Source organism: Deinococcus misasensis DSM 22328 (assembly GCF_000745915.1).
GTDB classification, from domain to species: domain Bacteria; phylum Deinococcota; class Deinococci; order Deinococcales; family Deinococcaceae; genus Deinococcus_C; species Deinococcus_C misasensis.
In genome coordinates this window covers 1-22435 of the sequence record NZ_JQKG01000060.1, presented here as the reverse complement: position 1 = coordinate 22435, position 22435 = coordinate 1, and the positions used below count along the sequence as shown (strand labels likewise).

23 protein-coding genes and 1 tRNA gene are annotated in these 22435 nt (G+C 55.4%); 7 read left to right on the top strand and 17 right to left on the bottom strand.

Annotation, left to right across the window (positions count from 1 at the left end; translation table 11 throughout):
• Positions 1-59 precede the first annotated feature (59 nt).
• The 15 genes from Q371_RS21095 to Q371_RS21025 all read right to left on the bottom strand — a co-directional run bounded on the left by Q371_RS21095 (position 60) and on the right by Q371_RS21025 (position 12442).
• Positions 60-135 (bottom strand) — tRNA-Trp (locus tag Q371_RS21095).
• 70 nt (positions 136-205) lie between these two features.
• Positions 206-781, bottom strand: a complete 576-nt coding sequence (locus Q371_RS26165; protein ID WP_051964978.1) for a TetR/AcrR family transcriptional regulator — start codon at positions 779-781, stop codon at positions 206-208.
• Positions 782-839: 58 nt separating this feature from the next.
• A complete protein-coding gene (locus Q371_RS21085) occupies positions 840-1952 on the bottom strand; it encodes an ABC transporter permease (protein WP_211253877.1) in 1113 nt (370 codons plus the stop codon).
• Positions 1949-2836 carry an ABC transporter ATP-binding protein gene (locus Q371_RS21080; protein ID WP_034344191.1) on the bottom strand — a complete coding sequence of 296 codons (888 nt, stop codon included), beginning with the start codon at positions 2834-2836 and terminating at the stop codon, positions 1949-1951. Before Q371_RS21080 ends, Q371_RS21085 begins: the two co-directional genes overlap by 4 nt.
• Positions 2837-2944: 108 nt before the next feature.
• Entirely contained in the window at positions 2945-4291 is a 1347-nt protein-coding gene (locus tag Q371_RS21075; protein WP_034344188.1) for a rhomboid family intramembrane serine protease, read from the bottom strand.
• Positions 4291-5079 carry a PSP1 domain-containing protein gene (locus tag Q371_RS21070; RefSeq protein ID WP_034344185.1) on the bottom strand — a complete coding sequence of 263 codons (789 nt, stop codon included), beginning with the start codon at positions 5077-5079 and terminating at the stop codon, positions 4291-4293. The genes Q371_RS21075 and Q371_RS21070 overlap by 1 nt, the downstream gene beginning before the upstream one ends.
• Positions 5080-5286: 207 nt before the next feature.
• Complete coding sequence (locus Q371_RS21065; protein ID WP_034344182.1) at positions 5287-6021, bottom strand: YebC/PmpR family DNA-binding transcriptional regulator; 735 nt, start codon at positions 6019-6021, stop codon at positions 5287-5289.
• Between the two features lie 166 nt (positions 6022-6187).
• A complete protein-coding gene (locus Q371_RS21060; protein WP_051964976.1) occupies positions 6188-7399 on the bottom strand; it encodes a low temperature requirement protein A in 1212 nt (403 codons plus the stop codon).
• Entirely contained in the window at positions 7392-7589 is a 198-nt protein-coding gene (locus Q371_RS21055) for a hypothetical protein (protein WP_034344180.1), read from the bottom strand. Before Q371_RS21055 ends, Q371_RS21060 begins: the two co-directional genes overlap by 8 nt.
• Positions 7590-7655: 66 nt before the next feature.
• A complete protein-coding gene (locus Q371_RS21050; protein WP_051964974.1) occupies positions 7656-9050 on the bottom strand; it encodes a cytochrome b in 1395 nt (464 codons plus the stop codon).
• Entirely contained in the window at positions 9051-9692 is a 642-nt protein-coding gene (locus Q371_RS21045) for a QcrA and Rieske domain-containing protein (RefSeq protein ID WP_034344176.1), read from the bottom strand.
• Between the two features lie 11 nt (positions 9693-9703).
• Positions 9704-10510, bottom strand: coding sequence for a c-type cytochrome (locus Q371_RS21040; protein ID WP_245618402.1), 807 nt, complete (start codon positions 10508-10510; stop codon positions 9704-9706).
• 217 nt (positions 10511-10727) lie between these two features.
• Positions 10728-11552 (bottom strand): serine hydrolase, encoded by an 825-nt coding sequence (locus tag Q371_RS21035; protein ID WP_051964970.1) that lies wholly within the window; start codon positions 11550-11552, stop codon positions 10728-10730.
• Between the two features lie 21 nt (positions 11553-11573).
• Positions 11574-11798, bottom strand: coding sequence for a hypothetical protein (locus Q371_RS21030; protein ID WP_034344169.1), 225 nt, complete (start codon positions 11796-11798; stop codon positions 11574-11576).
• The gene (locus tag Q371_RS21025; RefSeq protein WP_034344167.1) at positions 11795-12442 is read right to left on the bottom strand and encodes a response regulator; all 648 of its coding nucleotides are present in this window, start codon (positions 12440-12442) and stop codon (positions 11795-11797) included. Before Q371_RS21025 ends, Q371_RS21030 begins: the two co-directional genes overlap by 4 nt.
• Positions 12443-12481: 39 nt before the next feature.
• On the opposite strand from Q371_RS21025, the gene Q371_RS21020 reads away from it, so the two are divergent.
• From Q371_RS21020 to Q371_RS26160, 5 genes are all read left to right on the top strand, one after another.
• The gene (locus tag Q371_RS21020; protein WP_034344164.1) at positions 12482-12958 is read left to right on the top strand and encodes a hypothetical protein; all 477 of its coding nucleotides are present in this window, start codon (positions 12482-12484) and stop codon (positions 12956-12958) included.
• Positions 12959-13123: 165 nt separating this feature from the next.
• Complete coding sequence (locus tag Q371_RS21015) at positions 13124-14119, top strand: iron ABC transporter substrate-binding protein (protein ID WP_034344163.1); 996 nt, start codon at positions 13124-13126, stop codon at positions 14117-14119.
• Between the two features lie 128 nt (positions 14120-14247).
• Positions 14248-15801, top strand: coding sequence for an ABC transporter permease (locus Q371_RS21010; RefSeq protein WP_051964967.1), 1554 nt, complete (start codon positions 14248-14250; stop codon positions 15799-15801).
• Positions 15798-16826, top strand: coding sequence for an ABC transporter ATP-binding protein (locus tag Q371_RS21005; RefSeq protein ID WP_034344162.1), 1029 nt, complete (start codon positions 15798-15800; stop codon positions 16824-16826). The genes Q371_RS21010 and Q371_RS21005 overlap by 4 nt, the downstream gene beginning before the upstream one ends.
• Positions 16827-16879: 53 nt before the next feature.
• On the top strand, positions 16880-17230 hold the full coding sequence (locus Q371_RS26160; RefSeq protein ID WP_157442862.1) for a hypothetical protein: 351 nt from the start codon (positions 16880-16882) through the stop codon (positions 17228-17230).
• A gap of 2 nt (positions 17231-17232) precedes the next feature.
• Here Q371_RS26160 and Q371_RS20995 read toward each other — a convergent pair whose 3' ends face one another.
• On the bottom strand, positions 17233-18210 hold the full coding sequence (locus tag Q371_RS20995) for an aldo/keto reductase (RefSeq protein ID WP_034344161.1): 978 nt from the start codon (positions 18208-18210) through the stop codon (positions 17233-17235).
• Positions 18211-18359: 149 nt separating this feature from the next.
• On the opposite strand from Q371_RS20995, the gene Q371_RS20990 reads away from it, so the two are divergent.
• The gene (locus Q371_RS20990; RefSeq protein ID WP_034344160.1) at positions 18360-19406 is read left to right on the top strand and encodes a M4 family metallopeptidase; all 1047 of its coding nucleotides are present in this window, start codon (positions 18360-18362) and stop codon (positions 19404-19406) included.
• Between the two features lie 154 nt (positions 19407-19560).
• Here Q371_RS20990 and Q371_RS20985 read toward each other — a convergent pair whose 3' ends face one another.
• Positions 19561-22053 (bottom strand): U32 family peptidase, encoded by a 2493-nt coding sequence (locus Q371_RS20985; protein WP_034344159.1) that lies wholly within the window; start codon positions 22051-22053, stop codon positions 19561-19563.
• Positions 22054-22146: 93 nt separating this feature from the next.
• Between Q371_RS20985 and Q371_RS20980 the strand changes: the two genes are divergently transcribed.
• The coding region (locus Q371_RS20980; protein WP_034344158.1) for an ISAs1 family transposase at positions 22147-22435 on the top strand (289 nt) is incomplete at its 3' end.

Here is a 22435-nt window from a genome sequence, read left to right as displayed (position 1 = left end):
CATGCTTGCTCAGGGTGTGGGATTGCAAAGAAAAATCCCTCCTTGTGGGAGGGAGAATTTGGCGGGCCCTGAAGGACTCGAACCTACGACCCTGCGTTTTGGAGACGCATGCTCTACCGACTGAGCTAAGGACCCGGACTTAGGCAAGGGGAATAATAGCATGGTTTTTTTGAGGTTGCAAGAGCTTCAAGGTAGTTGTTCAGGCTTATTGGGATTCAGAAAGGCCACGGCCTTGCAGGAAGTTTTGCACGATTTCCCGGGCATCTGGTGGGGGAGGGGTGATGCCAGAGGGCAGCAGGTTTCGGGCAACCCCCATCACGATGATGGGGGCAATCAAAGAGACCGCCGTTTGAAAGGGATGCTCGGATTTCAATTGGCCTTCTTGCTGGTACCTCAGGATCATCTGAATGCCACTTTGCAAAATGCCGATGGGACCTTCAAAAGCTTCAATCAGTTCAGGGTGGCGGGGCAACTCGGACATCAGAACGCCAATCAGGCCGGGTCTGCGTTGCCCGAGTTCGATGTAGCCTGTGACGGCCCGGGTCAGGTCATCGGTGAGGTTTCCGGTGTAGCGGATGTCGTGGGAGGCCACCAGACTGGCTTCTCTGGAAATCACGGCTTTGAGCAGGTTGTTCTTGTTGCCGAATTTGCGGAACAGGGTGACTTCATTGACTCCGGCACGGGTGGCAATGGCACGGGTGGTCACACCAGATAGGCCCATCTCCAGAATGCATGCAAGGGTGGCGTCCAGAATTCGGTGGTGGGTGTCGGCTCGGGTCATGGTGTGGGCATTCCTCAGGGTTTTACACTACATCATGCTGAGAAGGCAAAGTGCAGCCTCACAGGGTTTTGCGGAACCTCAGGCTGGCCAGGGTCACCATCAGCAGGGCAAACACCCCAAGGCAGGTGAAAGGCACCCACAGGCTCTCAAACCCTGTCCCTCTGAGCATCACGGCGCGCATGATGTCCAGAAAATACCGCAGGGGCACAGCATAACTCAGGGTTTGAAAGAAGGTGTTCATGCCCTGAATGGGAAAAAGCATGCCAGAGAGGAAGATGCTCGGGAAAAGGATGGCAAAAGATCCGAACATGGCTTGAACCTGTGTCCGGGCCACGCTTGAAATCAGGATGCCGATTCCTTGTGAAACCAGCACGAACAGGAAAGCCGCAAGTGCAATCAGCCACACACTGCCCACCAATGGAACCCCGAACACCCAGTGCCCGAGCACCAGTATCAGGGCTGCGTCCACCAGTCCCAGCACAAAGTAAGGCAGCATTTTTCCGAGAATCACTTCTCCGGGCCGGATGGGGGTGGCGATCAGGGATTCCAGGGTTCCGACCTCCCGTTCCCGCACCACACCTATGGAGGTGAGCAGGGTGGTGATCTGGGCCAGAATCAGGCCCACGATGCCGGGCACCATGAACACTGCGGTGCGGTTGTCTGGGTTGTACAGGGTTTCAAAGGTCGGTTCGACAGGTGCACTGATGTTTTCAGTCAGGGCACGCCCAGCCAGAGCCTTTTTGGTGAAGTCTTGCATGGCTGCGCTGGCCTGTGCCCGGATCTGTGCGGTGATTTGGGGGTCCGATCCATCGATGCGCAACGTGAACTCCACAGGTTTGTTGTCTCGCATGGCTTGCAAGGCCCCATGTTGCACCTCCAGAATCCCGTGGGTTTCTCCATTTTTGACGGCTTCCAGAGCAGCATCGAGCGTGGTGGCAGGCACCAGAGCAAAACGGTTTTCGTTCTTGAACTGGTCCAACAAAATCCGACTGACCCGGTCCTGTGCGTGGTCCACCACACCCAGGGGAATGTTTTTCAGGGAGGTGTTGAGGGCATAACCAAACAGGATCAGGAGCACCACAGGCAACAGCAAAACCAGCCTCAGCAACACCGGATCCCGGCGAATTTGCATGAATTCTTTTTGGGCCAGAGCCAGAATGCGCTCCATCATTTCACCCCTCTGGCCAGAGCCACAAACACATCTTCAAGGGTGGGGGAGACGGCTCTGGGGTGGTCTCCGAGTTGTTTCAGGATGTCAGGAGAGAGGGGCTGTTCGCTGCTGACCCTCAGGTTGCTGCCGGTGATCCATGCGTCTTGCAAGCCCAGTGCTTTGCTGCGCTCAAGGGCCTGCATCACCTGTGCAGGTTCCAGTTCATAGTGGTGGCCTTTGAGGCTTTTGCGCAGCTGTTCAGGGCTGCCCTGTGCCAGCACCTTTCCAGAGTGAATGAGCGCAATGTCATGGCAGCGCTCGGCTTCGTCCATGTAGTGGGTGGTCACGAAGACGGTGGTGCCTGCTTTGGCAAGGTCATAAATGCCATCCCAGAGTTCACGCCTTGCGATGGGGTCCAGTCCTGCGGTGGGTTCATCCAGAAACACAATTTGCGGGTTGTGGATGATGGCTGTGCCAATGGAAAGGCGCTGTTTCCAACCTCCAGAGAGTGACCCGGCAAGGGTGTGCAGGTAAGGCTCCAGTTTCAAGAGGGCAACGGTGCGCGAAATGGCGTCTTGCACCTGACGGGGTTTCAGGTACATTCCGGCTTTGAAACGCAGGTTCTCCTGCACAGTGAGGTCGGTGTAGACGCTGGCGGTCTGGTTGGCATACCCAATCCGGGCTTTGACTTGCTCTGGATGTTTCAGGGAGATGCCTGCAATGGTGGCACTCCCACTGCTGGGTTCAATGACCCCGGACAGCATGCGGATGGTGGTGGTTTTGCCTGCACCGTTGGGCCCGAGGTAACCAAAAACCATCCCTTGCTGGACCGTCAGGTTGAGGTTCTGGACCACGTTGTGGTTGCGGTAACTTTTGCAGAGGTTTTCGGTTTGAATGGCCGGCATGTTTCCTCCTGATGTATGCAAGTAATTGCTTGCATTTTTGATCCACACCAGACCTGTTGTCAATCCACAAAAAATCAGCCTCCTGAGAGGCTGACCGAAAAAGCAACTTTAGACCAGATTGGACCGGTACACCAGCAAGCTGATCACGCCCCAGAGCATCACCCCACTGGCGATCACCGCCATGATAATCTGGTCGGTGCGGCTTGGACGGTTGTAACTGAAGCCCAACAGCAACCCTGTCACCAGACCCCCGAGGTGCGCCCAGTTGTCCACGTTGGGGATCAGGAAGCCGATCATCAGCATGGCCAGCAAAGAACCCAGATTCGCCTGAAACTTGCGCAAACGCTGGGCAAAGTTGCCTCTGGTGACGGTGTATTCCAGAGCCACCAGACCGAACAGGGCACCACTGGCCCCGATGGAAACAGCATCCCCCTGTCCGAGCAGAGAACTGGCCAGACTGCCCACCACCCCGGAAACCACAAAGGCAAACATCAGGGCATTGGGACCGATCTTGCGCTCCACCTCTCTGCCAATCTGATACAGGTAAAAACCGTTGAGGCCGATGTGAAGCCATGAAGCGTGCAAAAACACACTGGTCACCAGACGCCAGTATTCGCCGGTTTCCAAAGTGTGTGCACGCAGGTTGCCTCCCAGTTCAAAGAGGATTTGGGTGCTGTTGGTGGCACCCACTTCCAATTCCCACAAAAAGAAAAGCATGAGCAGGGCAAGCAGGGTGTAAGTGGCCGGGGTGCTCTGAACCCGAGAAACATACGCCTCACGGATGTGAAGGCCATAGGGAGACAGCAGGGCCTCTGCATCCAGCAGTTTCCATGCAAAAAGGTCCTCACGGACATTGAGGCTGGAAATCATGCGTTGCGCCCCCATTTGCAGGTAGCCGTTGTCCTGATTTTGCTGCCCCTGCAAGAACATCGCCCGGCCAATCCAGTATCCAGAGTTCAATTTCAGACGTTTGGAGGCTGCGAAAGTTTGCTCTGGACTGGCAGAGAACAAATCCGTCAGGGCGTCCAGAGGGGCTTTGCCTTTGAGGGTTTCCCTCAGGGCCTGCATGCTGGGTTCTTGCAAGAGGTATTGCACATCACCCCGCAAAGGGTGTTCAGGAAGGGACAGGTTGCGCAGCCCACGCCACTCAAGCCACAATTTCGCAAAGTGGTTTCGCAACTCTGGTGTGAAGATCCCGACCTGCATCCAGCGCAGCAAATGGGGATGACCGTAAATCACCCGCCAGTGGATGAACAGCAAAATCAGGGCTTGCAACAGTCCCAGAACACCCAGCCACCAGAGTTGGGGTTGCCAGTACGCCACAAAGCCCAGAATGGCTGCCACCCCGAAACGGGTGCTGGCTTCGGAATACCGGGCCAGCATGGAAAACCCCAGATACGTCATGACGCCAGAGACCAGCAACCATCCCCAGCCTTCAAACGTCATGCCGTCCATCACAGTTTGCTGAACTCCTCGGGTTTGCCTTCAATCATGGTGCCGTCCTCGGTCAGCAGTTCGAGGGTGCCCCTGAGGGGACTCAGCTTGACCACCTTGCCACAGGCTCCCGATTCGGTGTGGCACAGTTTGGCATTCTTTCTGGGCAGTTCTGACAGCAACTCCTGATACATCTCGTGCTCGTACTGCAAGCAGCACAACAAGCGCCCACAGGGACCAGAGAGCTTCTCTGGATTCAGCGGAAGTTGCTGGTCGCGGGCCATGCGGATGCTGACCGGAGCGAACTCTTGCAGGTGGGTGCTGGAGCAGGACTCCCGACCACACATGCCCAGAGCGCCAAGGGTGGCGGCTTGTTCTCTGGGTCCCACAGCAAAAAAGTTCACCTTTGCAGGGGTGAGGTGGCGCAAATCTGCAATCAGACCCGACAGTTCCACCCGCTCTTCTGCACTGTAGGCCATGGTCAGCAGGGACTGGTCGAGGGTGAATTCAACGGAAACAATTTTGACAGGCAGTTTGCGGGTCCGCACCTTGGCACGCAAATACCATTTCACATCTTCAGCACGCTTGTGGTTTTCTTCGCGGGCTGAGAGGTCCTCGGGGGTGGCTTCACGCAAAATGATGCCCCCATGGTCACGCCGGGGGGTTTCCTGATGCTCTGTGCGCACCAGAGCCACTTCCAGCCCCCGTCGGGACTGGACAATCACATGGGTGTTCACCGGATACAGGGTCTCGGTGGACATCGGATGGAGTTTGGGACCATTGTCAAAGCGAACAGCTTGGGTGAACATGCATACTCCTGTGGGATTTAGATCCTGCCGTTGCAGGATGAATGGAAAAGACATCAACCTGACTTTTGCTTGTGATGCAAACCGTCAGATTGATGCCATTTTACCTGTCCTGTTTCCCTCTGAATGTAAATCCGGTGAGTTTGGAGCCTCTGGTGTGTGCTGCCAAACAAAAAGACCGGACAGGGTCCGGCCTTCTGAAGGTGTTTTTTATTCTTCCAGAGAGCTGAAATCTGCATTCGAGGTGACGGTCTGCACATCATCCAGGTCTTCGAGGGCTTCAATCAGAACCATCAGTTTGTTGGCGTCATCTGCGCTCAGGGCCACAGTGTTCTGGGGAATGTTTTGCAGGCTGGCTTCGGTCACTTCGAAACCTGCATTGGAAAGGCCCTCAGAGACGGTGAACAGGTCGGCTCTGGAGGTGTAAATGGTCAGGGTGCCATCTTCGTTTTCTTCAAGGTCTTCTGCACCAAGTTCGATGGCGGTTTCCTGGGCTTCAGGTGAATTCTGACCCACCTGAATGATGCCTTTTTTGTCGAACTGCCAGGCAACCGAGCCACTGTTGCCCATGTTGCCTCCCTTTTTGTTGAACACGGAACGCACCTCGCCCACCGTGCGGTTGACGTTGTCGGTCAGTGTTTCAATCAGGATGGCGGTTCCGCCCTGCCCATACCCCTCATACACGATTTCTTTGTATTCGGTGGCCCCTTCGCTGTTTCCCACGGCCCTTTTGATGGCATTGTCAATGTTGTCCACCGGCACCGTATCGGTTTTGGCGGCAGCAATTGCGTTCTTGAGGGCCAGGTTGCCTGCGGGATCTCCACTGCCTCCACTGCGCACGGCATTGGTGATGGCACGGATGTGTTTGCTGATGGTGGCGCTGCGTTTTTTGTCGTTGGCACCCTTTTTGCGCTTGATCTGGGACCATTTACTGTGACCTGCCATGGTTGCACCTCATCGGAATTGGCACATCGGACATGTTCGCCCGATTGTTGCGTGTGAATCAGCCTTTTTCAGGCTCAGCCTAGGTATTGTACCAAAAATGCAGCACCACACCGCAGCACAACAAAAACCAGAGGACAGGCATCCTCTGGTCGTGCACATGTGGGTTTCAGTGGTGTTCTGGTGCGTGATGATGGGATGGACCACCCGGTCTGGAATGGGGACTTCTGAACCACCAGATCAATCCGTAAAGCATCATCACCAGGTTCAGGACGCTCAGGGCACCCAGCACTGCAATGGGTTGATGGAACACCAGACCCACCATCAAGGCCACAGCGGCCAGCAGGATTTTCAAACCCATTGAGGTTGCAGGATGCACCACAGCAGGATGCTCTGGAGCAAGGGTGAATTCCAGCAGGGCCATGCACAGCAGTGCACCTGCATATCCTGTACAGAGCAACATCAAAGTGATGGGTTCGGGCTCTTTGGTGCCGATGGCATGGGCAATCATGGCCCCCACAGCAACAGCACAAATCAGCATGGGCAGGTGGCCGTAACTCCAGGCCAGAGAAAGCTTGATGTTGGCCCGGTTGGGCACCCGTCGCCCAACGAAATCAAAGTACACCCACCAGAGCCCAAAACCCACCAGAGCCCCCAGAATGTAACGCACAAACACCAGCACATTGCGGTCCTTGGCATCGGCCAGTCCATTGACCATGCCCACAATGCTTTCACCCAGCACAATCAAGACCAGAAGGCCAAAGCGCTCAGGCAATTTGTGATTGGACAGTCGGGGCAATTTGGCCTGATCCCGAATCGTCCACAAGGGGGTGAGGGTGTCAAAAACCAGTCCAACACCTTTCAAAACCACGCTGAGGGTTCCATCAAACTGGGTGCTGATGGCCCAGAGCACTGCACTCATGCCAAAACCCACTGCAAATTTGTTGGTCATGGGTCGGGCAATGGGATTGTGTTTGCCAGCCCTCAGCCACATGCCGATGATCAGCACTCTGGCAGACACGTAACTCCAGGCGTAAGCGTCGGCGTATTTGCCAAGGCCATAAGGCGCAAACACCGCCATGACCCCCACAATGAGCATCATCACGAACATCAGGGTCCGGTAACTCAAATCTTCGGTTTCGAAGCGGTCGGTGTAAATGGTGCCAGCAATCCAGACCCACCACACCGGAATGAACAGCAAGGCGAGCTCTCCCAGCCCATACCACGAAGGATGCTCTCCAAAATGGTGGGCAAGGCGGGCAATGATCACCACAAACACCAGATCAAAGAACAATTCCAGCCAGCTGACTTTGCGCTCTTCTTCGCCACTGGTGTGCCTGAGCCTCGGGGCATGCCACCACAAACGGTAATTTTTAAGCATCTCCTGACCTCCCTGCATAAGCGGTGAAACATCCAACCTGACTTCCATCTTCCAGCAAACCCTGTGCCACCAGTTCCTGCAACACCCGGCTGGCAAAGGTACGGAGGGCTTCCTCAGAGGCAGTGTCTAAGGTGTCCGGGCTCAATTCCAGTGTTTTGGCCTGCTCGGCAAAATACCGCAAAGTCTCCATGCTGTTTCCATTATGAAAAAAATGAAGCGATGCATGTGCATCGCTTCAAGGGGTTGACTGGACTTCTCAGTCGTCGTGACCGTGAGCGGCTTCTTTGGCAAGCATGTCCTGATAAGCTGCCATTTCGCGGGCATCGGTTTCACGGCTGTTTTTGATCATGCGCACAACCCCGAAAGTCAGGATGTACACGATGATGGGCAGCACCACGATGGCAGCGTAAAGCATCATCTTGACCTGACCTTCAATGACCACTTTGGCAGCAGCAGCAGCTTCAGCATCCATGCTGCCAATGCCACGTGCATTTTCGAAGGCGGTCTGGATCTCGGGTTTGTAGCCGGCCACAGACAGCACGATCATGAGGGTGCACCACGCCAGACCCAGAGCCAGACGCTTGGGGTGCTCGGTGGGGTTCTCGGCGTAATACAGGTTCTCTTTGGAGCGGTCAAAGAGGGGAGCCAGGAACACAGGGCCAAGGATCAGGCCGGGGATCAGCATGGCTCCGATGAACTCGGGGTTCAGCAGGGTGGCCAGGGCTTGCTGGCTGCTGGTGATCAGGGTGGGATCTTCAGGCAGCTTCACAAACTCTGGGGGCATGATGGCCAGAATGCCGAAAATCCACAGCAGGTACCAGTCGGGTTTGATGGTGGGGGTGGAGTTGCTGGGTGGACCATACACTTCCACAGGGTGAACGGGAATGAAGGCACTGAACAGCACGATGAGGGCGGTCATCAGCACGAACAGGATGATCATGATGATGCTTTGCTGGGTGGAGAGGGGCACACCCACAATTTTCTTGTAGGCGATTTTTTTGGCATAGCCGGGCTGGGTGTGCTTCTGTTTGATCATCAGCAGCATGTGGGCTGCAGTCAGGGCGACCAGAATGCCGGGCAGCAGCATGATGTGGTAACCGTAGAAGCGGGACACAATGCCAGGACCGGGGAAGGGACCAGCGAAGAACAGCTCAGCAAGCCATGGACCGATGAAAGGAACACTGCTGGTGATGCCGTAAATCACTTTCAGGGTGGCGAAAGCAAACTGGTCGTAGGGAAGGCAGTATCCCGTGACAGCAGTCAGGGCACTGAAAATCAGCAGGAGAAAGCCAATCCACCAGTTGATTTCACGGGGCTTTTTGAAAGCTCCCGAGAAGTAGATGCGGAACATGTGGATCACTGCAGCACCCACCATGATGTTGGCGCTCCAGTGGTGAATGCGGCGCAGCATGTCTCCAAAGGGCATGCTGTTGATTTTCAGGATGCTGGCGTAGGCCGCAGGAACCCCATCCACCAGTCGGGTGCTGGGTTCATAGGTGAAGGTCAGCAGGATTCCACTGATGATCAGGATCACCAGAGAGAACAGGGTGATTTCACCGAGGAAGAAGCTGTGGTGCACAGGGAAGGCTTTGCGCAGGAACTTGTCGTTCAGGCGGCTGATGTGTAAACGTTCGTCGAGCCACTGGTTCATTTACGCTCCTCCCTTGGCATCTTCACGGTTGACCTGCCAGTCACTGACGGATTCACCGTATCGGGGACGCACATAGTAACCTTTCACCACGACCTGTCCATCTTTGATTTCGATGGGAAGCTGGGGCAGGGGACGGGGGGGTGGCCCACCGATCACTTCACCCCCGGCTTTGGGATCGTAAGAACCCGAGTGGCAGGGGCACAGCAGACTGCCGTCGTCTTTCAGGTTGACCTGACAGCCGAGGTGCTGGCAAATGCCACCGTAGACCACGATGCCTTCTGCGGTGTCTTCCAGTTTGGTGGGTTCTTTGAGGGTGCCTGAAGGGTAACGGAACAGAATCAGCAGGTTGTTGTCGTTCTTGTCTTTGAGAACGTCGCCTTTGGGCCATGCTTTGATCATGGCACCATCGTCTTTCAAATCTGCCAGTTTGATCGGCTGGTCTTTGTTGGTGCCTTCTGCATAAACCAGCACATCTCCTGCTGCTGGGGGCTTTTGCTCGGCAGTTGGGGGACGCTTGGCAGGACGCAGTGCACCCACCACACTGGCCAGAGACAGCACGCCCACGCCAGCAGTGACCCCGAGTGCGCCAGTCACAAACTTGCGCCGACTGATTTCACTTTTTGGAAGTTTTTGGTCACTCATCTTTTATCCTCTTACCAGGGGAATTCGCCAGAGGCGTCTTCCACCAGGGCTTCGCCATCCATGAAGTACTTCTTGTAAAGCATCAGGGCAGCCGACAGGCACAACAGCACCATGGCAGCGTAAGTCCCTTCAGCGGTCACATTGATGGGCATGGCTTTTTCTGCTTCACTGCCTTGAATGCCTTCCAAGATCTGTCGGACAAACAGGTAGCCGAACCACAGCACACCCACCATCGAGAGGATGATGCCGCCAAAAGCCAGGTTGTTGCTGCGGACTAGGTGGACGCCGGGTTTCAGGGTTTCACCTTCTGCCCATGCGGAGTACAGGCCGATCAGACCGTAAATGGTCAGGATGATCACGAAGGTGGTCAGGAAGATCTCGGGAAGACCGAGGTGGTCTGGCACGAAGCGGGAGCGGTTGAGGGCAGCCAGTTTGGCTTCTTCGTCCCCTTTGGAGGCAAAAATCTCTGGGGTGACGATGTCGGCTTTGTTGCCCCAGCTGTTTCTGATGAAGTTCACCACGTTCAGCAGGTCAGCTTCACCCAGTTGGGGGAAAGCAGGCATGCCGCCTTTGCCCTTCTGGATGATGTTGATGACGGCAGCAGGATCCCCAGTGACGAAAGGTTCTCCAGCCAACTTCTTGCCAAAGCCACCTTCACCGTTGGCCCCGTGGCAACCAGCGCAGCTTGCTTCAAAAATGGCCTTGCCGCCTTTTTCCCAGTCACCTGCACTTGCTGTGGCAGCTGCAGGAGCGGCGGCTGCCTCTTTTTCTGCCCCATGGGACTTCAGGGTGGAGTTAAAGAGGAACAGCAATATCACCCAGAATATTGCCGCCACGATCAGGGACACTGCCGGTATGGTTGTATCATTCCGTTCCATTTGACCTACCTATCTCAGGAAATCTAGCACCAAGTAGCATAACATGTGCCGCTCGGCTCTCCCACACGCAGCGGGACATCACACCTACACATCCTTATATTTTATGCAACTGCTTGGGGGACGTTGGGACGAACGTCCCGAAATGGAACAAAAATCGCTATTGGCTTTGCAGCAACCAATAAATTCGCTCAGACAGCTCAGCAAGGCTTAAGGTGAGGGGATGGTCGGGATGCTCCCTCAGGTCTTTTGACCCTCTGGAGAGCAGGCAAACCACATACGGTCTGGCTGCATAAACAATCCCCACATCATGTCGGTGCAGGCTGATTTCACCACTTTTGCTGGCGACATCGAACAACAACTCCCCCTCTGGAGTGCGGGGCAAACGTCTGGCGATCACATTGCGGTCTTGCTGGCGTTTCAGGACATTTGTGGCCCACCCACCCAGCTCTGGATTCAGTAACTCTGTGTGTACCAATTTGTGCAACCAGAGGTTCATGTCTGCTGCAGAAGTGGTGCTGCGCTGTCCGGCTTTCTGCTGTTCGTTTTGCCCCTCTGGAGGCATTTGCAGTTTGCCCACCAGAAACGTGTTTTTCAGGCCGATGCGCTCAATGTGCTGGTTGATGGTGTGGATGCCCAGGGCCTCGATCAAAACATTGGTGGCGGTGTTGTCACTGATCACCACCATCAGGGTCAGGAGGTCCTGAACCGTTAGGGACAGTCCGGTCTCCATCTCATGCAGTACGCCTGCACCGGGCACCTGATTTTCTCTGGACACAGCCAGACGGTCCTGCAAAGACAGGCCATTTTGCTGCACCTGCTCCAGAGCACAACTCAGGATGGGCAGTTTGATCAGGCTGGCTGCTTTGAACACCCGATGTTCTTCATGAACAAAAAGCAACTCGCCCTGCAAGTCAGAGACACAGAGCGAGACTTCACCATCGAAACGCAAAACCAGTTCAGCAAGGCAGGGATGCAGATTCACACCTGTCAGTTTACTGCCGGGTTAAAGTTTGAGTTTGCCCAGACTGGCAAAAGGATGGGGTGCATCCTGAGGTCTGAGGGTGCAGAAAGGTTTTGCCCCTTCAGGCTCCACAAGGTGCAGGCAGGTGGGGCACTCTGGAAAAGCCAACTCCAGATACGCCAGATCGGGTTCCAGAGTGACGATTTCCCAGGTGCGCTGACAGCCTGCTTTGAAGGTGCGTTTCTGGGGAGGGGCGGTTTTTTTCATTCCAGATTGGCGATGCCTTCGCGGATGGCATACAGGGCGGCTTGCGTGCGGTTGTTCAGTTGCAACTTGGCAAAGATTTCCGACAGGCGGTTGCGCACGGTTTTTTCGCTGATGTCCATCTTGATGGCGATTTCTTGATTGCTGTGGCCCTGTGCCAGCAGGCGCAGGATCATGGTTTCACGCTCGTTGAGGTCGGCGTGCTTTTCGCTGGGCAGCACTTCTTTTTTGTGACGGAAATCGTCCAGCACGTTTTGAGCAAGGTCGGCATTCAGCAGGGCTTCCCCTTCGGCCACCCGACGGATGGCGTCGATCAGGGTGCTGGCATCGGCGTCTTTCAGCACATAGCCACGCGCACCTGCCTTGAGGGCCTCAAAGACATAACTGTCCTGACGGTACATGGTGATCATGATCACGCGGGCCTGAGGGTCGATTTCCAGGATGCTCTGGCAGGCTTTCACGCCGTCCAGTTCGGGCATCTGGATGTCCATCAGGATCAGGTCAGGCTTGGTTTCAGCGGCAAAACGGATGGCCTCACGGCCGTTGGACGCTTCACCAATGACGCGGATGTCTCCTTCGCTTTCGAGGAGGCTCTTGATGCCCTGACGGAACAGGGCGTGATCATCTACCAGCAGGATTCGAATCATAACTTTATTTTACGGGTTTTACAGGTCATACTAGGACATATGACTTGGCAATTTAACATCCTTGACGCCCTGTTGATGGTTTTGTGGGCTGGCATTGCTGTGCTGGGCTATAAACGCGGCGTGGGCGGGGCCATCTGGGCACTGGTGGTTTTCCTGCTTTTGCCCATCATGGCCAGTTTTGGCACCATCACAGGCTGGGTGGCCGTCTTGATCACTCTGGTGGTGGGTTTTGGTTTTGCACAGGGTCTTTCTTTCCTGGTCCGCAATCAGGTGGAATCCCTCACCTACAAAATTCTGGGTGGGGTGATGGGAGGACTTCTGGGCTCCGTGCTGGTCACCAGTGTGGTGCTCTCTTTTCCCATCAGTGCCAGCGGTTCTTATCCCAGCCAGAGCCTGCAACCTGCAGTCTATGAGATGGTGTCCAAATCCCAGTTGCAAAGGTCTTCTTCCTGGGTCTGGAGTGCTCCCAGTTGGGTGCAGTTGTTTGTGGTGCCAGACCGCGTTCAGCGCCAGTGATCTGAAAAACCACCAGAGCATCCGTGTTTTTCTCCCGCCAAGGCGGGATTTTTGTTTTGGTCAGACAAAAGCCGAAATCCTTACTTGACAAATCCGAGTAACTTACTTAGGATTTAGGCTGTTGAGAGGGAAACCGGGTGGTTGTCCCTCAAGGGAGACCCACTCATGAAAAAAACCCTGACCCTCACCCTGACAGCCCTGATCGCAGGTGCTGCACTGGCCCAGAGCAAAACCATCACTGTTTACACCGGACGCAGCAAAGGTCTCGTTGACCCCATCGTCCAGCAGTTTGAAAAAGACACCGGCATCAAAGTGAACGTGCGTTACGCCACCGACTCTGCCATTCTGGCTGCCCTGCAAGAAGAAGGCAAAGCCAGCCCTGCAGACATCCTGTGGGCCAACAGCTCTGGCACCCTCGGAATTGCCAACGATGCCAAACTGCTTTCCACCCTGTCCAAAACCTTCAACAAGAAGTTTGCAGACACCTACACCCCCAGCAACAACACCTGGGTGCCCCTGTCGGTGCGCTTCCGGGTGATGGCCTACAACACCAATAAAATCAAACCCGAGACCCTCGCCAAGAGTGTCTTTGACCTGCCCAAACAAACCAACCTCAAAGGCCGCATCGGCTGGACCCCCACCTACGCCAGCTTTCAGGACTTCATTGGTGCGATGATCGCCCTGAAAGGTGAAGCGGTCACCAAAGAATGGTTGCTGGGCATGAAAGCCCTGGAGCCCAAGTCTTACGCTGCCTCCAACGTGGCCATGATGGAAGGCATCCGCAACGGTGAAATCGATGTGGCCCTGACCAACCACTACTACATCCAGCGTTTTGTGAAGTCTGGTGCTCCCATCGGCACCCATTACTTCCAGGCCGGAGATGTGGGCAGTCTGGCTCTGGTGACGGGTGCAGGCATCCTGAAGACCAGCAAGAACCGCACCGATGCCACCAAATTCCTGAACTACCTGTTGCAGGCCAAAGCCCAGCAGTTCTTCACTGGAGAACTCTTTGAGTACCCTGCTGCCAACAACACCATCCTGCCCTCCACCTTGCTGCCCTTCAACGATGCAGCCAAACTGAGCCCCAAGATCGATCAGGAGAAGCTCGGACCACGTTTGGAGCAGGCCCAGAAACTGCTGCGTGAAGTGGGACTCCTGTAATTCAGGTTGCACTTTAATTTCTATACCAATGTGAGATGGGGGGCCAAAAGCGCCCTCCATTTTTGTATTCTATTAATCCGATAAGCTTAGTCGTCTTAACGGCAACGGCTTGAGGTAGCAGGTTCCTTGTGTTGAGAAGATCCCCCAGACCCCCCACCCTGTTTGTTGTGCTCTCCACCCTGACGGCTTTGGGGGTGATGATTCCACTGGTCTATCTGGTTTTGCGTGCCTTGCAAGCCGATGGGGCAGACCTGAAAGAAATTGTGTTCCGGGTGCGCAATCTGGAATTGCTCTGGAACACCCTGATCCTGATGCTGGGCACGGTTACGGCCTCCACCTTGCTGGCACTGCCTCTGGCCTTTCTGACCACCCGCACCGATTTTCCCCTGCGCAAGTTGGGGGTGTTTCTGGGGGTGCTGCCTCTGGCCGTGCCCGGTTATGTGGGGGCGTATGCTTTGCTGGCCGCCAGTGGCACCGACGGCATGATCCAGAGCCTGACGGGCATCCGTTGGCCTCACCCTGTGGGGTACTGGGGGGCTCTGGGGGTGCTGACCCTTTTCAACTTCCCTTACCTGTTCATGAACTTCTGGGCCACCCTCAAAAACCTGGACCCGAGCCTTGAAGAGGCCGCCCGGTCTCTGGGCAGGTCTCCCATGCAGGTGTTCTGGCAGGTGACGTTGCCCCAGTTGCGTCCAGCATGGTACGCCGGAAGCCTGATGATTGCACTGCACGTCTTTGGTGACTTCGGAGTGGTGTCCCTGATGCGGTTCGAAACCTTCAGTTATGCCATTTACCAGCAGTACAATGCAGCGTTTGACCGGGTGTATGCAGCATGGCTCTCCCTGATGCTGCTTGTGGTCACAGCCACCACCCTCTGGTTAGAGGCCAGATTGCTGGGACGCCTGAGATTGTCCCGTCTGGGAAGTGGTGCAGCCCGCAAAGCACCACTCCTGCACCTCAAAGGCTGGACGTTTCCTGCTCTGGCTTTTGTGGCTCTGGTGGCAGGAGCCACCCTGATGGTCCCCATCAGTTCAATCCTTTTCTGGCTCAAACAAGGGATTGAACAGGGGGTCAGTGACTGGCTTGAGGTGCTCTGGAACTCTGTGCAGGTGGCGATTCCTGCTGCCCTGATCACCACTTTTCTGGCGGTCCCACCGGCCTATCTGGGGGTGCGGTACCCCGGTTTCTGGACCCGCCTGATCGAGCGCAGCGCTTACTTCGGCTATGCCACACCCCCTCTGGCTCTGGCTCTGGCCTTGATTTTCTTCTCCCTGAAAGCTGTTCCGGGCATTTACCAGACCCTGACCCTCTTGATTGGCGCTTATGTGCTGCACTTTCTGGCAGAGGCCATCGGTCCGGTGCGTGCCAGCCTGTATCAAGCCACCCCAAGGCTGGAAGAAGCTGCGCGTTCGCTTGGGTACAACGCCATGCAAGCTTTTGCCAGAGTGACTTTCCCCCTGATGCGCTCGGGTTTGCTGGCCAGTCTGGCCTTGGTGTTCCTGAGTGTCCTCAAAGAGTTGCCCATCGGCTTTTTGCTCAGCCCGATTGGTTTTGAAACGCTGGCCAAAAACGTCTGGGCGTACACCTCAGAAGCCATGTTTGCAGATGCTGCACCTTACGCGATCACCATTGTGGTGGTCTCGGGGATTTTTGCAGGTCTGGTGTTGCAGGAGAAAAAATGACGGAAGTGTTGCGCATCGAACACCTCACCAAACGGTATGCAGCAGGGTTTCCTGCTGTTCTGGATGACCTCTCCTTCACCGTGTACAAAGGGGAGATGCTGGCCTTGCTGGGTCCATCTGGGTGCGGCAAAACCACCACCCTCAGGGTCATTGCGGGCTTTGAGCGTGCAGATCAGGGCAAAGTGGTGCTGGATGGTGTCCCTCTGATGGACCAGAGCATCTTTCTGGCCCCCGAGAAACGCAATGTGGGCATGGTGTTTCAGGATTATGCCCTCTTTCCCCACATGAACGTCACCCAGAACGTGATGTTTGGGCTGAAAAACATGACCCGCAAAGAACGGGAAGAGCGCACCGCACAGGTGCTCGGTTTGGTGGGCCTCAACATTTTCGCCAAACGGTATCCCCATGAACTCTCGGGAGGTCAGCAACAACGGGTGGCTCTGGCCCGAGCGCTTGCCCCCAGACCCAAACTGATCCTGATGGATGAGCCATTTTCCAACTTGGATGCTGCCCTCAGGCACAGCACCCGTCAGGAGGTCCGGGCCATTCTGCGTGAAGCAGGCATGACCGCGATTCTGGTCACCCACGATCAGGAAGAAGCCCTGAGTTTCGCAGACCGGATCATGCTGATGCGGGCCGGAAAAATCGAACAACTCGGGACACCTCCAGAGGTGTATCAGGCTCCCAGAACGGCATTTGTGGCCAACTTTCTGGGGCGCAGCAACCTGATCAGTGCCAAGGCCTCTGGCAAAGTGGCCCAGACCTGCCTTGGTGCACTGACCCTCAGCGAAGAAGCCAGAGGGCCAGTTTTGCTTTCCGTGCGCCCCGAGGACATTGCTTTTGCAGACTCTGGAGTGCCCGTCACCATCCAGCACCGCGAATACAAAGGCCACGATGCCACGTACACCTGCCTGTGTGGAGATCAGGAAGTGTTGGTGCACGCCCACCACAACACCCATTTGCAAGAAGGCCAACAGGCTTTTGTGCAGGTGCAAGGCATCGCACAGGTGCTCAGGGGTTCATGAGGATGGCAAATCTGTCACTGTAAAAACCAGTCTCAACACTTAAAGTGAAAAAAGTGGAAAAGCTGATCTTTGTGTATAACACAGATGGCAGTTTTCTCAGCCGACTGAAAGCCTGGAGTCAGGCGGCTTTTTCACCTCAAAACCACCCCTGCAAACTCTATGCCCTGACCCATGGCCTGCTCGGGCAGGATGCACAATGGAAGGCTTTTGTGTCCAGCTTGCCTTATCAATCCCGTTTCATGCACCGGGACGGTTTTGTTCGCAAATACGGTACCACCGAAGCTCCCAGCGTGTATGTCATCCACAAAGGCCAGCTCAAACCCCTCATTCCCAGAGAAGAACTTCAGCCCTGCAACTCCACAGAAGAATTGCAGGGCGTGATCATCAAAAAACTGCTCACCTGAGCTTACCTCCGGCCAAGCAGGGTTTCCACCTCCTGAAATTGCTCTGGGCTCAAGGGGCCATGTTCCAGCGCTCCAGCGTTTTCCTGCACCTGCTTGACGGTTCTGAAACCGGGAATGGGCAAGGTTTTCTCGCTGGCAGCACACAGCCATGCCAGAGCCCCCTGTGTGAGGGTGCGACCATCTGAAGTGAGCACTTCACGGACGCTTTCCAAACGGTCCAGAAATTCCTGACCGGGTACGCCATTTTTGAACCAGCCCGAGTCTTCCAACCAACTTGGGGTTTTGGCCCGGATGTCGGTGTCAGAGAGCTGCTGTCCCTGACTGAATTTTCCGGTCAGGAGGCCCATGGCCAGAGGACCCCGGTTGATGCTGGCCAGATCCAGTTCTTCACAGGTGCGCAGCATTCCTGTGGCGGGTTGCAGCACATTGATGGAGTGCTGAACGGCCTTGAAGTGGGGGTAATCCTTCCATGCTGCTGCACGCTCGGGATCGTCGGTGCTCCATCCAAAAGCACGGATTTTGCCTTCATCGGCCAGTTTTTCAAGGGTGTCTGCCACCTGAAAAGAGCTGTCCAGGTCATGAAAATTGATGTGCAGTTGGTACAGGTCGATGTGTTCACGCTTCAGGCGTTTCAGGCTGGCTTCACAGGCCTGCACGATGTATTCCGCAGAGGTGTTTTCCCCGAGGACCTGTTTGCTGTTTTCCTCTGGCACATTGCCGAATTTGGTGGCAATGAAGATGTCCTCTCTGCCCTGAAAGGCTTCTCCCAGAACACGTTCACTGTGACCGCAGCCGTAAATGTCTGCGGTGTCAAACAGGGTCACGCCCATCTCCAGAGCCGCATGAAGTGCCCGAATGGATTCCTGATCGTCCACTTTGCCCCATCCGAGGGGTTGTTCTCCAGCAAACCATTCCCCTCCGATGGCCCAGCAGCCCATGCCCAGAGCACTGACCTCTTGTGTGCCGATTTTTCGTTTCATGTGTGCCTCCTTGATGCTTCCATTTTGTTCTGCATCAGAGCAAAGTAGGCGAAGATGCTTATTTGTTTCAGGCAGGGGTTTTGCAGTTTGATCAGAAATGCATCAGAAATGTAAGGTAAGATCACCCAAATCCACGTTGTGAGGTCCACATGAACTGCAAAATCTTGCTGGTTTCCGCTTCCCTTTTGTTGCTTGCGGCTTGCAACTCCACAGCCGACAGAAATGCCCTTTCAGTCCAGAAACTTGCTGGACCCACCAGCGTTGCTGCACAGGTCTTCCTGCCCAACCCGGTGCAAACCTCTGGAGACCAGACCCTTCAGGACAACAAAGATGCAGACAGTGCTGTTCCAGCAAGTGCCTATTACAAAGTGGTGCTGACCGACTTGGACGGCAGTGGTGCGTTGCAGGGCAAATGGGCCACTGTGCGCAGTGAAACTGGAAAACCTGTGCAGGTGCTGGGCGGACCCCTCAATTACACCCGCAGCAGCGATCAATTTGAGCAGGTGATGGCCTATTTCTGGATCACTGAAGCCCAGAAACACATCCAGAGTCTGGGATTTGGCACCGGAGAACTGCCTCCCGTCAACATGGAGTCGCAGGACATCCGCATCAACCAGTGGGGGCAGGACAATTCCTTCAGCACCGACACCAAAGACGAAATCCGCATGGGCAAAGGTGGCGTGGATGATGCCGAAGACGGCGAAGTGATCGTCCACGAGTACGGACATGCTGTGCATGATGCACAGGTGCCGGGTTTTGGAAGTTCTCTGGAGGCTGGATCCATTGGAGAGGCTTTCGGTGACTATCTGGCCCTGACCGTTGGAGAGGCCGTGGCCCAGAAATATGGTGCACCCATCAAAGCCGATCTGGCCTGCATTGCAGATTGGGACAGCGTCAGTTACACCCCTGCTCCCCACTGCTTGCGCCGGACCGACACCAGCAAAACCGTCAAAGACATGATCGGTGAAGTGCACGCCGATGGTGAAATCTGGTCCAGAGCCCTGTTCGACATTCGCAAAGCCCTGGGTGCCTACAAAGCAGACCGGGTGATCATCAACGCCCAGTTCAAGTTTGCCCCAGACACCAGTTTCAATGCTGCTGCAAAAGCAACTGTGACCACAGCGCAGGCCATGTACGGCACCACTGCTGCCACGGCAGTGAAAAATGCTTTCCTCGCCCGAGGCATCCAGCCTTAAACAGGATTACTGCGTTTAACAGTGAAATAGAAGGATTCTTTTGAATCCTTCTATTTCAAACAACACGACCTCAAGCATCAACCTCTTATTTCTCTGTCAAATGCTTTAAAACCAAAAAGAGGAGCTTTGCTGCTCCTCTTTTTGGTTTTGCAGCTCACATCAGTTGGGGCAAGTTCTCAAAATCATGGGGCACAAACAAACTGCCTTCCGTGATGCCTTGCTGGGTGACTTCTTTCAAACGGACTTCGAGTTCTGTCACATTCAGACTTCCAGCAAAATACGCCTGATAGGCACGGGTCACTTCCCGGACTTCCTGCGCACCTTCGTGGACAAATTCCAGACGGTAATTTAGGATGCCGCTGTCCTGCCATCCGGCAAGGTGGCGGGTGGCGCTCTGGGCTTCTGCCCCGAAGACGGTGTTCCGGCAGCCCACATCGGCCATGACGGGATGCAGCAAGCCCCGTTTGTCTTTCAGGGCCACTTTGTGGGATTCGCAGGGGTGCCCGCAGTTGGTGTAATCGGTGCCTTCACTGAGGAAACGGCAGAACACGCAGTGCTCGGTGTGGAACACAGGCAAATGCTGGTAAGCAATCACCTCCACATTGTCTCCGCCAATGGCCTCTGCCAGTTCTTCGATCTGGCGGGCGTTCAGGTCGTGGGTGGGGGTCACCGCCTGCACCCCGAGGTCCAGATAGGTTTCAGCGGTCAGCACGTTGGCGGTGTTGAGGCTGAAATCTCCGGTCAGGGCTGGACGCTCGTCTACTTTCAACAAACCCTCCAGCAAACCGCCTGAACGCACCAGAATTTCGCAGTCCAGAGACAGCAGGAATTTCTGGATGTTCTGCTCGGTGGGTTTGAGGATCCTTGGGCTGGCCACACGCACCCGGATTCCGGCCTCTTTGACTTTCTGGACGCTGGGTTTCAGGCCATACAGTTCCAGATAATCCAGCGTGATCGAGGCTGGTTGCATTTCAATGGCAGCATCCAGTTGCTCTGGGGTGCGAACCAGCAAGTGCAATTGAACAGGACCTCTGGAGGGAGCAGGGTGCGGCTGCGCCAGAGGTCGCACCTCATCCAGAGCAGACACATTCCGTTGGGGCAGATTGCCACGCAAAGCCAGCAAATCCTCGATGGCCTGCCTTCTGAGGGTGTTCAGTTCTCCGAGGGGCATGAACAGCCCATCTTGCAGATCGGCATGAAAGTCTGCCAGATGGAAAGGGGTTCCGCCCAGTTTGCCCAGTTGGGTTTGTAAACTTTCGATGGTCAGTGCACGGTTTTGGGCAGCTTGCACAGGATTTTCCGAGACCACCACCACACTGTGCCCTTCGGTGTCGGAGGCCACCAACGTCATGGGTTCTGCAGCTTTTGCATACACCTCGAAATTCACTGGACGGGTGTAGACCGGTTTGCTGGCTTCGGTCAGGGGCTTGAGTTTCTTTTGCAGGGTGGGATCGTTGCTGCGCCACACCCAGTCACCAGCGGCAATTCTGGAGAAATCAATCTGTCCATTGCCGAAACGCAATTCAAAAATGCCTTTTTTGACAGGGGAGACCTCATAAATGTTGCCGCCCTCTTCTTTCATCTCGGGGCTTCTGCGGTGGGCTGCATCAAACACCAGACCATCCCCGGGCTTCGGTTCAAAAGCACACTTCACACGCACGAAACCGCGTCCGACCTCGGTGACCTCTCCCAGTTTGATCCCACGGTGACGCGGAGCCCGACCTTTCACCACCTGACGGTGGTTGGTCCCCTGCATGAACCATGGCCCGAGGCCTCTGGAATACACCTGTTCGATGTCCCGTTCCTCTTCCTGAGAGATGTGAAACCCACCCGTTTCCCACGTTTCATCGATGGCTTTGCGGTAAGCCTGTGTGGTGATGGCCACGTATTCTGCATCCTTGTAACGGCCTTCAATTTTGAAGCAGTCGATGCCCATCCGCATGAGTTCAGGCACCTGATGCAAAGCATAAAGATCGCCGGGAGACAGCAAATACCGGGCTTCTTCAAGGTTGCGGTATTCACCATCCACAATCAGGTCATAAGGCAAACGGCAGGCCTGAGCACACTGTCCACGGTTGGCACTGCGGCCTCCCCATGCCTCGCTGGAAAAGCACTGGCCCGAGTAGGACACACACAGGGCACCGTGCACAAACACTTCCAGTTCGATGTCGGTGCTGCTGGCAATGCGCTCAATGTCTCTCAGGCTCAGTTCACGACCCAGCACCACCCGATTGGCCCCAAAGCGGTGGGCCAACTCCGCCCCTTCTTTGCTGGTGATGCTCATCTGTGTGGAGCCGTGGACTTCCAGTTCAGGGCAGATTTCACGGGCCAGACGGGCAATCCCCAGATCCTGCACGATGATGGCATCCACGCCAGCCGTGGCAATTTCTTCAATCGCTCTGGCAGCCATGCGAACTTCCCGATCAAACACCAGGGTGTTGAAAGTCAGGAAACCCCTTGCTCCACGTTCATGCAAGAAACGCATGACATCGGGAAGTTCAGGAATCTCAAAGCCGACTTTGGCTCGGGCGGTAAAGTGCTTCATGCCGAAAAAAACTGCATCTGCACCAGCTTCAACGGCAGCACGCATCTCCGGCCAGTAACCGGCAGGACTCATCAACTCGGGTTTGCGGGGGGTACGACTCATAACACTCCAGAATAGCGAATTTTGAAGGGAAGTGGTGTGAGGTGATGGGGATTTGCAGGGGTGACGCACGTCGCGAAGGGGTTAAGGTAAGACATGAACCCCGAGCAACTGAAACTCGCAGTCCAGCACTTCTCTGAGCTCCCTGATCCCCGGACAAACCGAGGGCTCAATCAACCCCTCATCAACGTGATCGTCATTGCCCTGTGTGCTGTGCTCAGCGATGCAGACAGCTTCTATGACATGGAGGATTTTGGGGAACTCAAACGGGATTGGCTCTCAAGCTTCCTGGACCTCCACACCGGTATACCCTCCCATGACACCTTCAATCGGGTCTTCGCCAGGCTCGACCCTACGCACTTTCAAGCCTGTGTGCTCGACTGGG

Coding starts and splice junctions, on each gene's coding strand:
- Q371_RS21070 (WP_034344185.1), bottom strand. CDS start 5,079: ATGTTCACCCAAGCTGTTCGCTTTGACAATGGTCCCAAACTCCATCCG.
- Q371_RS21045 (WP_034344176.1), bottom strand. CDS start 9,692: ATGAGTGACCAAAAACTTCCAAAAAGTGAAATCAGTCGGCGCAAGTTT.
- Q371_RS21030 (WP_034344169.1), bottom strand. CDS start 11,798: ATGAAAAAAACCGCCCCTCCCCAGAAACGCACCTTCAAAGCAGGCTGT.
- Q371_RS21055 (WP_034344180.1), bottom strand. CDS start 7,589: ATGGAGACTTTGCGGTATTTTGCCGAGCAGGCCAAAACACTGGAATTG.
- Q371_RS21080 (WP_034344191.1), bottom strand. CDS start 2,836: ATGCCGGCCATTCAAACCGAAAACCTCTGCAAAAGTTACCGCAACCAC.
- Q371_RS20990 (WP_034344160.1), top strand. CDS start 18,360: ATGAACTGCAAAATCTTGCTGGTTTCCGCTTCCCTTTTGTTGCTTGCG.
- Q371_RS20985 (WP_034344159.1), bottom strand. CDS start 22,053: ATGAGTCGTACCCCCCGCAAACCCGAGTTGATGAGTCCTGCCGGTTAC.
- Q371_RS20995 (WP_034344161.1), bottom strand. CDS start 18,210: ATGAAACGAAAAATCGGCACACAAGAGGTCAGTGCTCTGGGCATGGGC.
- Q371_RS21020 (WP_034344164.1), top strand. CDS start 12,482: ATGACTTGGCAATTTAACATCCTTGACGCCCTGTTGATGGTTTTGTGG.
- Q371_RS26165 (WP_051964978.1), bottom strand. CDS start 781: ATGACCCGAGCCGACACCCACCACCGAATTCTGGACGCCACCCTTGCA.
- Q371_RS21005 (WP_034344162.1), top strand. CDS start 15,798: ATGACGGAAGTGTTGCGCATCGAACACCTCACCAAACGGTATGCAGCA.
- Q371_RS21065 (WP_034344182.1), bottom strand. CDS start 6,021: ATGGCAGGTCACAGTAAATGGTCCCAGATCAAGCGCAAAAAGGGTGCC.
- Q371_RS21085 (WP_211253877.1), bottom strand. CDS start 1,952: ATGATGGAGCGCATTCTGGCTCTGGCCCAAAAAGAATTCATGCAAATT.
- Q371_RS21015 (WP_034344163.1), top strand. CDS start 13,124: ATGAAAAAAACCCTGACCCTCACCCTGACAGCCCTGATCGCAGGTGCT.
- Q371_RS21025 (WP_034344167.1), bottom strand. CDS start 12,442: ATGATTCGAATCCTGCTGGTAGATGATCACGCCCTGTTCCGTCAGGGC.
- Q371_RS21075 (WP_034344188.1), bottom strand. CDS start 4,291: ATGGACGGCATGACGTTTGAAGGCTGGGGATGGTTGCTGGTCTCTGGC.
- Q371_RS21060 (WP_051964976.1), bottom strand. CDS start 7,399: ATGCTTAAAAATTACCGTTTGTGGTGGCATGCCCCGAGGCTCAGGCAC.
- Q371_RS21050 (WP_051964974.1), bottom strand. CDS start 9,050: ATGAACCAGTGGCTCGACGAACGTTTACACATCAGCCGCCTGAACGAC.